The organism is Staphylococcus sp. HMSC061G12 (assembly GCF_001838465.1).
GTDB lineage: Bacteria > Bacillota > Bacilli > Staphylococcales > Staphylococcaceae > Staphylococcus > Staphylococcus simulans.
On record NZ_KV837127.1, the window covers coordinates 380 to 10,178 of the forward strand.

The 9,799-nt window shown below is 35.8% G+C and carries 7 protein-coding genes and 1 pseudogene; 4 read left to right on the forward strand and 4 right to left on the reverse strand.

Annotation, left to right across the window (positions count from 1 at the left end):
• Both HMPREF2937_RS08315 and HMPREF2937_RS08320 read right to left on the reverse strand, forming a co-directional pair.
• A partial coding sequence (locus HMPREF2937_RS08315) for a cation diffusion facilitator family transporter (RefSeq protein ID WP_070864372.1) occupies positions 1-675 on the reverse strand: 675 nt, incomplete at its 3' end.
• A 205-nt stretch (positions 676-880) separates the two neighbouring features.
• Positions 881-1,261 (reverse strand): GtrA family protein, encoded by a 381-nt coding sequence (locus HMPREF2937_RS08320; protein ID WP_002479753.1) that lies wholly within the window; start codon positions 1,259-1,261, stop codon positions 881-883.
• Between the two features lie 174 nt (positions 1,262-1,435).
• Between HMPREF2937_RS08320 and HMPREF2937_RS08325 the strand changes: the two genes are divergently transcribed.
• The 3 genes from HMPREF2937_RS08325 (at position 1,436) to HMPREF2937_RS08335 (ending at position 4,951) form a co-directional block, all read left to right on the forward strand.
• A complete protein-coding gene (locus HMPREF2937_RS08325; protein ID WP_002479754.1) occupies positions 1,436-2,632 on the forward strand; it encodes a putative multidrug effflux MFS transporter TcaB in 1,197 nt (398 codons plus the stop codon).
• A 121-nt stretch (positions 2,633-2,753) separates the two neighbouring features.
• Positions 2,754-3,380: a C39 family peptidase gene (locus HMPREF2937_RS08330; protein ID WP_002479756.1), complete on the forward strand. Its 627-nt coding sequence runs from the start codon at positions 2,754-2,756 to the stop codon at positions 3,378-3,380.
• Positions 3,381-3,565: 185 nt separating this feature from the next.
• Positions 3,566-4,951: an amino acid permease gene (locus tag HMPREF2937_RS08335; RefSeq protein ID WP_070864373.1), complete on the forward strand. Its 1,386-nt coding sequence runs from the start codon at positions 3,566-3,568 to the stop codon at positions 4,949-4,951.
• Between the two features lie 83 nt (positions 4,952-5,034).
• On the opposite strand, the pseudogene HMPREF2937_RS08340 reads toward HMPREF2937_RS08335, so the two are convergent.
• Positions 5,035-6,865 (reverse strand): annotated as a pseudogene (locus HMPREF2937_RS08340) (APC family permease).
• A gap of 286 nt (positions 6,866-7,151) precedes the next feature.
• Between HMPREF2937_RS08340 and HMPREF2937_RS08345 the strand changes: the two are divergent.
• Positions 7,152-8,597 (forward strand): serine hydrolase domain-containing protein, encoded by a 1,446-nt coding sequence (locus HMPREF2937_RS08345; RefSeq protein WP_142351424.1) that lies wholly within the window; start codon positions 7,152-7,154, stop codon positions 8,595-8,597.
• 147 nt (positions 8,598-8,744) lie between these two features.
• Here the strand turns inward: HMPREF2937_RS08345 and HMPREF2937_RS08350 are convergent.
• Positions 8,745-9,799 (reverse strand): MFS transporter (locus HMPREF2937_RS08350; RefSeq protein WP_070864375.1); only part of this gene is annotated, 1,055 nt, incomplete at its 5' end.

Genomic DNA, 9,799 nt, shown 5'->3' on the forward strand with positions numbered 1-9,799 from the left:
CACTTCTAACACATCTTGACGATAATTTTCTAAGTCACGTTCATTAAATCCATCACTTAATGTGAAGATTGCTTCTCTGAAAATAGAAAAGCCTGTATAAACGATTAACGCACCTAAAATCGTTGCGAGAATAATATCGACAATCGGCAAACCGAATTGTGTAAATATCAAGCCGATACCAGTTCCTAAACTGACAATACTGTCAGACATGTTGTCTACCGCCGAAGAATGGAGTGAACGGCTTTTGGTTTGTTTTGCTAAACGGAAATTATAGTAAGACACACCAAGCATGACAAACCCACTGACAATACTGACAATAATCGTAATCGGTGTCGGTGTATGATAATCATTTAAAAACAAACGCGGGAAGTTTTGCATCATAACTTGAACCCCGACGAACATAATAATGAACGAAACAAGTAATGAAGCAATGTTTTCTGATTTTAAATGACCATAAGGATGATTACGATCAGCAGGTTTGATTGAAATTTTCAAACCGACAATAACCGCAATTGAAACTAAAATATCAGTCATATTGTTTAATGCATCGGCTCTGACTGCCGCAGAATGATACAACGTACCTACAACATATTTAACAATAGATAGTACAATATAGGTTACTAGACTTAAATACGCACCTTTTTGTGCGCGTTGTAAATTAAGTGTTTGCGACATGGAATGTCCCACCTTTTCTTTAATTCAATTTTAGTATGCGGTATTTCTTAACCACTTTCAATTTTTTTATTTTTAATTATTTTTTAATTTCTTGTGCTAATTTTTTAGTTAGCCTAACCTAAATATTAATTAAAACGAAACCTTGAGTTGAGACTAAAAAAACAAGATAAGCCCTTTATTAAAAAGAATCTTATCTTGCTTCGTATTAGTCTCTTAATATGTATTTAGATAATACAAATGTTACAGGAATGGTAATGATTAATCCTGCAAAAGGTGCAATCACTGATGAAATGTGAAACCATTGTACAAAGACATAGAGCAACACCGTCTGCATGCCCATATTTACAACTTGCGTTAGAGGAAATTGAATAAATTTGCGCCATGTCGGTTTGACTTTATACACAAAATAACAATTCAAATAGTACGAAATAATGAAACTGACTACAAAACCTGTAATATGGCTGACAAGATAATTGATACCTATCACTTTCAACAATAATAAATATACAATGTAATAATTGAAGGTATTAATACCGCCTACTATAATAAATTTGATAATTTCAAAATGTGTTTGTGTTAACTTCATCTATCGTGCACCATCACTTTTCTTCTAAAAATCGATAATTCAACGTTATTATAGCACTTCTAAATTCTTCATTTCACTTATTTTCTGTCGCACTTAAAAAAATATACACACAAGCCGCTGATTTACGTTACAATTAACCATAATAATTGATTAACAGAATAGGAGTTATCTCAAATGGTCAAAACTGAACAATCACGGCTCCCTATTATTATGATTATAGTTTTAGGAGCTATGACCGCTTTCGGTCCGATGTTGGTAGACATGTATAACCCTGCCCTTCCTCAAGTGCGGGATGATTTCGGTGTTTCTACTTCAACATCACAACTTACTTTATCCTTTGTCATGATCGGTATGGCACTAGGACAATTTGTTTTCGGTCCACTCTCTGACGTTTATGGACGTAAGAAAACAGTGTTATCGATTTTAATCGGTATTGCGGTTGTCTCTTTAGCTTGTGTCTTTGTGTCATCTATTAATGTCTTCTTAGTCTTACGTTTTATTCAAGGGTTACTTGGAGGCGGCGCAATTGTAATCGCAAGAGCAACTGTCAGTGACCAATATGAAGGTGCAAGCTTAACGCAAATGATCGCAACTTTGCTTGTTGTTAATGGTATTATTACGATTATTGCACCATTAATCGGCGGTTATACCTTAGCATTTACATCATGGAAAATGATTTTTGCGGCATTAACACTGATTTCATTAGTGATTTTCTCAATCGCATTTATTAAGATGGAAGAAACACGTGATACGGCAAATGTACGCTTAAATTTCGGCGCAATTTTTAAAGACTTCGGTCACTTATTAAGCAAAGCGCGTTTTGTCATTCCAATGTTGATGCAAGGCTTTACTTACGTGATGCTTTTCAGTTTCGCAGCCGCTTCACCTTTCATCACACAAAAAATTTACCATATGTCACCTCAAGCATTCGGTTGGATGTATGCGGTAATTGGTATTGGATTAATTGCGATGAGTCAAATTACCGCATTTGCGGTGAAGTATATTGAAAGAGAGAAATTGCTGCATATCTTAACAGGTATTCAAGTATTTGGTGTGATCCTTGTGGTCATCACAACAGGTTTCCATTTACCATTACCGTTATTATTAGCTTCTTTCTTTATTATGGTGTGGCCGGTAACAGGTATTGGACCGCTTGGTTTCTCTTTAGCGATTGAAGAACGTTCTGGGGGAAGCGGTAATGCTTCAAGTTTACTTGGTTTATTCCAATTTATCATCGGCGGTATTATCGCACCATTAGTTGGTATTCAAGGTGGTACAAGCGTTGGTCCATTTATTGTGATTATCTTAATCACTAGTGTGTTAGTCATCGTCTTAAACGTTTGGTTACACAAATTAATTCAAGTTAAATAACATGAATGAGAGTGAGACAACAGTCTCGCTCTTTTTTATATTTTCTGAGACAAAGTAATATACTCAGTCATGTACAACTTTTATAATAAGAGTAATGATGAACGATGGGGAGTTATCAAAAATGAAGAAAATACTAAATGTTAAACCAAAAAGTCAGCTCTCTCCAATTCCTATGGTCATGGGCTGTGAAGGCACTGCCGCATCTATGCTGCTGGATTATAATCATATATTTGTCCACCCTATTTCTTTAATGAAGCGTTGGCCGACACATCCAAGCAATCCGAATAAAGGCTACGTCGGTCATTTCTTAATGATTAAACCGGGTGCACATCAAACGATTTTCCCAAATGCATTTGTTCCCTACTTGAAACAATATGACACACGTATTAAAGATGGTACTGGCAAATCTTTAGCTGAACTTGAACGTATTATCGATGCAGGTCAACCTGTGTTGATTTATCACACAGTACTGGGCCAAAAACCGCAACGTCGAACGTTCAGAGTCGATGACACACGTAAAGAATGGGTCTCAAACATTCATATCACCTTATTAATCGGATATGATCAAAACAACTATTTTTATATCGATCCATTATGGGCACAATTTGGTCGTAAACTCTATGTTCCGGCTTTGATCCCTTCACGTTATCAAGTGATTCAAATCCCAAAAGATAAAATGCGTCAAAGCTATGACTCAGCCGGTCGTCTTTGTTTATATCATGCGACAGAAGCCACAGAAAATTTATAGAAAATGCTTACCCAAACCAGCTAAAAAATAACAAAATTTTTGATAGTTTTAAATTATGTACTTCATAAAAGTTTTTTATATTTATACATTAACAATTGCAATGTCCTGAAATTTTTTATATCATTATTAACATCATTTAACGTCAACCCCTTTGTCATATACAAATCCGAAAGGGTGCAAAAATTTTGGGACAGAAATTACAAAAAGACCTCAGCAATAGGCATATACAGTTAATCGCGATTGGTGGGGCAATTGGTACAGGTCTCTTTTTAGGATCTGGCCAAACGATTAAATTAACAGGTCCGAGTATTTTCATCGCTTATATCATCATTGGGATGTTTTTATTTGCGTTTATGCGCGGACTGGGCGAGTTACTTTTAAGCAACACACGTTTTAATTCATTTGTAGATATTGCTAATGAATATCTAGGACCATTCGGCGGTTTTGTGATTGGATGGACCTACTGGTTTTGTTGGATTGCATCAAGCATGTCTGACTTAACAGCTATCGGTCAATATATTTCATATTGGCTGCCAAATGTTCCTAACTGGATTTCAGTGCTGTTCGTGGTATTAATCTTAATTTCATTCAACTTGTTAGGCGCAAAGTTGTTTGGTGAACTAGAATTCTGGTTTGCTTTAATTAAGATTATAACTATCATCGCATTGATTGTAGTAGGACTAGTATTAATTTTTATGTCAGTAAAAACTGAACATGGTACAGCAAGCTTTTCAAACTTAGTCAGTCATGGTGGATTATTCCCTAATGGTGCTTTCGGCTTCTTAATGGCTTTCCAAATGGCAATCTATTCATTTATTGGTATAGAATTGATCGGTGTAACTGCCGGTGAAACGAAAGATCGTGCTAATACAATTCCAAAAGCCATTAATAATGTACCGATTCGTATCTTATTATTCTATGTCGGTTCATTAATCATTATCACATCTGTAGTTCCTTGGAATACTTTAAGTGAAAACTCAAGTCCATTCGTTAAAGTATTCGGTTTGATTGGTATTCCATTCGCCGCAAGTCTTGTGAACTTTGTAGTTATTACAGCTGCAGCGTCAGCTACTAACAGTGGTATTTATTCAAACAGCCGTATTTTATTCGGTTTAGCTGAACAAGGCTTAGGTCCTAAAGCATTAGGTAAAGTCAATCACCGTGGTGTACCGCATATTTCAATGTTGATTTCATCAATTTTATTACTGTTCGCAGCATTATTGAACTATGTCTTCCCTAATGCAGTACAATTATTTATTTATGTCACAACACTATCAACCGTACTTTACTTATTTGTTTGGACATTGATCATCATTTCATACATTATTTATGCCTTTAAAAACAAGCAGGAACATAAAACGAACGACTTTAAATTACCAGGTGGTCCATATGCTGGTATCGTTGTGTTACTCTTCTTCTTGTTTGCCTATGTACTATTATTCTTTACAGAAGAAACAAGAAATGCACTATTTGTATCACCGATTTGGTTTATTATCGTCATTATTTTCTATCAGAAATATAAACACAACGCACATGCGAATGTCGCAAAAATGCGTGAAACAAAAGAATAAAGCTCAAAAAAGCCAAGAACGTCAGTGTTCTTGGCTTTCGTTTTATAGTCGCTTCCCTCTTTATATACCATGCGCCCAACAACTTATTTTTTCAATTTCAAAGGAATCATGGCTAAGATACAATTTTTTTGATAAAACAATGTCCATCTTAATAAAATACCTGTTTGGTTATGCAGTAAGTTCTGCCATGTTTTATTCGTAATAAACTGAGGGACAATAACTGTAATCACAAAGCGATCATTTTCAGCTTTGCTTCGAATTTTATCAATAAAGCGTGCTAAGGGTTTAACTACACTGCGATATTGCGAATGTAACATGACCAAACGAATATTGGGATAACGTGCTTGCCATTTCTCTAGCATCTTTTGATCTTGATGTTCATCAAACGATACATGAACCGCAATAATGTGATCAGATGTCATTTTGGCGTAGGCAATAGATTTATCTACGATAGAAGATACCGAACTGACTGGTATCAAGGCTAAATTTTTATCAACATGACGCATCGCTTTAAAGAAATTGTCTGTTCGCAACTCTTCAGCAATATTGTGATAATGCGTACGAATACGTAATAATCCCATTACAACTAAAGGCAAGAAAATTAATATCGGCCATACTTGTGAGAACTTTGTAATCAGAAAAATCATAAAGACTACGAGTGTGATAGTACCGCCGATTGCGTTAGCGATTAATTTAAAGAACCAACCTTTCGGACGTTCTTTAACCCACTTTACGACCATACCGTATTGCGCAAGTGTAAATGGAATGAAGACACCTGTCGCATATAAAGGAATTAAACTGTCGGTACGTCCTTTAAATAACATAATCAATACAATCGCAACACCGCCTAGGATAATCATAGAGTTTGAGTAACCTAAACGATCACCTCTGACTGTAAACATATGTGGCATGTATTTATCTTGTGCCATATTCGCCGCAAGCAATGGAAATGCGGTGAACCCTGTATTCGCAGCTAAAATCAAAATACATACTGTAGATGCTTGAATAAAGTAAAAGGCAACATTTTGTCCGAATACATGTGCCGCAAGTTGTGAAAGTACTGTAGTTTGAAGTTTCGGTACAATGCCATACCAATACGATAAACCAACAATACCTACTAACATCAACGCCAGGATAGTTCCCATCGCAATCAACGTTTTGACGGCGTTTTTAGGTGCCGGATCTTTAAAATCCATCACCGCATTCGATATTGCTTCAATACCAGTTAATGACGATGCCCCTGAAGAAAAAGCACGTAGTAATAAAAATAACGTTACTCCAGGTACTGCTGTACCAATAGACGCATGAACTTCTGGTGTCGTTTGACCAGTCACTACTTTAAATGCACCATACCCAATCAATATCAACATTCCGAAAATGAATAAGTAAACTGGAAATGACAATACTGTCGCAGAGTCTGTCACCCCTCTTAAATTCAAAATCAAAATAATGATGACAAGCAGACAAGCTATCAATACTTTATGGTGATATAAAGCAGGAAACGCAGCGATAAAAGCATCTGCTCCTGAAGAAATACTAACTGCGACCGTTAATGTATAATCTACTAACAGTGCACCGCCAGCCAACAATGATAACTTTTCTCCTAAATTATATTTCGTGACAGTATATGCGCCGCCTCCCATGAGGGTATGCATATATCACTTGTCTATAAGACAAAACTAAAGCAACTAATAAGACTAAAATACCTGCGGTTATCGGTAAGGTATACCATGTCGCTAAAACACTAAGTGCAGTCAATGTTAATAAAATCTGTTCTGGACCATAGGCAACAGATGATAACGCATCTGAAGATAAGATAGCTAAAGCTTTGACTTTACTTATTTTTTCACTCGATAACTCCCTGTTACGTTTAGGTGTTCCGATCAATATGTGTTTTATTTGTTTTATATTCATATCTAAGGACCTCTAGACTCTTCATGTTTTGAATGGAAAAAACATACTCCTATTCTTTAGAAAAGTACAGTCAATTTATTTAAATTACATAGAACTTTCACATTTTACCTACATTTTTATAAACTGTTCACAAATATTTCTCACCTCTCACATGAATCAAACCCCGTGCTATAATAATAAAAACTAAACTTACAGGAGCACACACATTGTGAAAACAAAATCCATTTACTCTTACATATTACTTTTAGTTATTACCTCTGTTTTATTTTTAAGTATAAGTTATAGCTTGGTATTTTCTTATACAAAGTATTCAGTAAAACATTTTAAACACCAGACATTAAATCAATTGGTCGATCATCGTATTGAAAAAACCATGCAGGAAGATCACATACCTGGATTAAGTGTTGCGCTCATTAAACGTAACGAAGTCGCTTTAAATAAAGGCTATGGATATGCCAATCTCAAACAACATACATTAGCTGATGCGCAGACACGTTATGAAATCGCATCTAATACAAAAGCTTTCACAGGCTTAGCTATTTTAGAACTTGCTAAGCAAGGCAAAGTTAAATTAGAGGCGCCTGTCTCAGATTATTTACCTTGGCTTCATTTAACCTATCAAGGACATGAACAAGATATCACTTTAAAGATGTTACTCGCTCAAACCAGCGGTATTGATGATCAAATGTCACCAGATCAAGAAGGTGAAGTGCCAACAAAGAAAGATAACTTAAAGGGACGTGTAGAAAGTCTGAATCATGAGGCTTTAAGAAGTAAACCTGGCGATGTTTTTAACTATGCTAATATGAATTACAATATCTTAGGCTTAGTTATACAAGAAGTGACAAACACTTCATATGAAGATTATATGCATAAGCATTTTCTTAAACCGCTTCACATGGATCATGCTTTCTTTAAAACAGATAAGCAGCAAGCCGCAAAAGCCCAAGGTTATGTATTAGAAGGAAGAGATGTTAAAGCAAATGACCCTGATTATTTCCGTGGTGATACACCTGCCGCTTACTTAATCAGCAGTACGACTGATTTGATTCCTTTTGTGAAAATGAACTTACAACCATCCGCTTCAAATCAAGCACTCATTAAACAATCACACACACTGTTGACAGATGTGCCTGACAAATCACATATGAATGGCTATGGCGCTGGCTGGTTTATTGATCAGTACTCAAATCAAGTCTTACATCCTGGTACATTACCTAATTATTCATCAATGATTATTTTAGATACCAAGTATCAAAATGCGGTCATCCTTTTAGCAAATTTGAACGCGCCTGGTTTACCTGATTTAGCACAAACATTACTCTACCAAATTGAACATTATCAAAACTTCACAGCACTGCATCAAACAGCAGCGGATAATCTTGTGTTATTAACTATTACTTTATGGTGGGTTATTTTAATGTTCACTGTGTTATGTGCAGCTTGCATAAGAAACAGCTATCTCCTTAAACAACATAGACACTTAAACAACAAATCAAGTTGGCTAAATAAATTATCAATAAGTCTAACCGTACTTATCATCATCGGCTTGCTTTATAGTGCTTGGGTCATGCCTTCATGGTTATTAAAAGATGCCAGCTGGTCTATTGCCTTTAGTGTCTTTCCACCTGTTGTATTACTGATAGGTCTCGGCAGTCTACTGACATTGATACTCAGTGTGCTTTATTTCAACAGTTGTATCTTACTTAAATCAAATCGACCTAAATTATAAAATTCAATACTTTTGAACATAAAAAAGAGCAGTTCTCATTGTTTAGTTTCCCTCATAAACTAAACAACAAGTACTGCTCCTTCTTTTCATTTCTATTCTGTTGTCATACGTTTCTCATTATTATTTTTTTGCGTGGAACATTTTTTATTAATAAGTTTCGCCTTGTGATTTTGGAACTAAGAATAATACTGTAACAAACGCAATAAGGCCTAATAAGATATTAAAACCGATACCTGCCATTGCGCCTACTTGCAAGTTGACACTCTCAGATACAACGGCATAAATCGTACCTGAAATCGCAATACCAAATGCGTTACCCAATGATGATGCCATTTTATAAATACCTGATGCAGTGCCGACTTTATTGTCTGGTGCACTTGTTACAGCTGTGTCTGTTGATGGTGTCGCATACATACCTAGTCCTAAACCGAATAGCAGATAGCCGATGACACTAGATACGACATAAATACCTGTCGGCAAGAATGTTAAAGCAATCAGTAACATCCCTGCTGCGTTCAATAACGATCCGTATAACATCGGACGTTTGGCCCCAAGTTTCTGCATGATTTTTTCTCCGACACGAATCATCACAAGTACTGTGATAAGATATGTGATACTCATCATACCTGATTGGTTAGATGTAAATCCGAGTCCTTGTTGGAAATACGTATTTGCGACAATTAAAGTTCCGGCTACAGCGTTCAACGCGAAGTTTGAAATCACTGCACCAGAGTAACCTTTGTGTTTAAATAAGCCAAAGTCAATTAATGGGTTCTGTAATTTCTTCTCGTAAATTAAGAAGAAAATAACTGAGACAATAAACACAACAGTTAAACTTAAAATCAATGGTGATAAGAATCCGAAGTGAGATGTTTGTGTAATAATCACGTTTAAACTTAACATCATAATCGCTAAAACTACTAAACCTACAACGTCAAATTTGTGACTACGCACATCACTATCTCTTGAAGCTTTTGTTTCAGGTGTGTGACGTATCAAAATCATTGCTAAAATAGCGACAATTATAGATACGATAAAAATCCAACGCCAACCTACGAATGTGGCCATTAATCCGCCAAAGTATGACGTAATACCTGAACCACCCCATGAACCGATTGACCAATAACTTAATGCTCTTTGTCTATCTTTGCCTTGGTAATATTCATTAACAATGGCTAAAGTAGCAGGCATAATACAAGCTG

Coding starts and splice junctions, on each gene's coding strand:
- HMPREF2937_RS08330 (WP_002479756.1), top strand. CDS start 2,754: ATGAAGAAAATACTAAATGTTAAACCAAAAAGTCAGCTCTCTCCAATT.
- HMPREF2937_RS08320 (WP_002479753.1), bottom strand. CDS start 1,261: ATGAAGTTAACACAAACACATTTTGAAATTATCAAATTTATTATAGTA.
- HMPREF2937_RS08325 (WP_002479754.1), top strand. CDS start 1,436: ATGGTCAAAACTGAACAATCACGGCTCCCTATTATTATGATTATAGTT.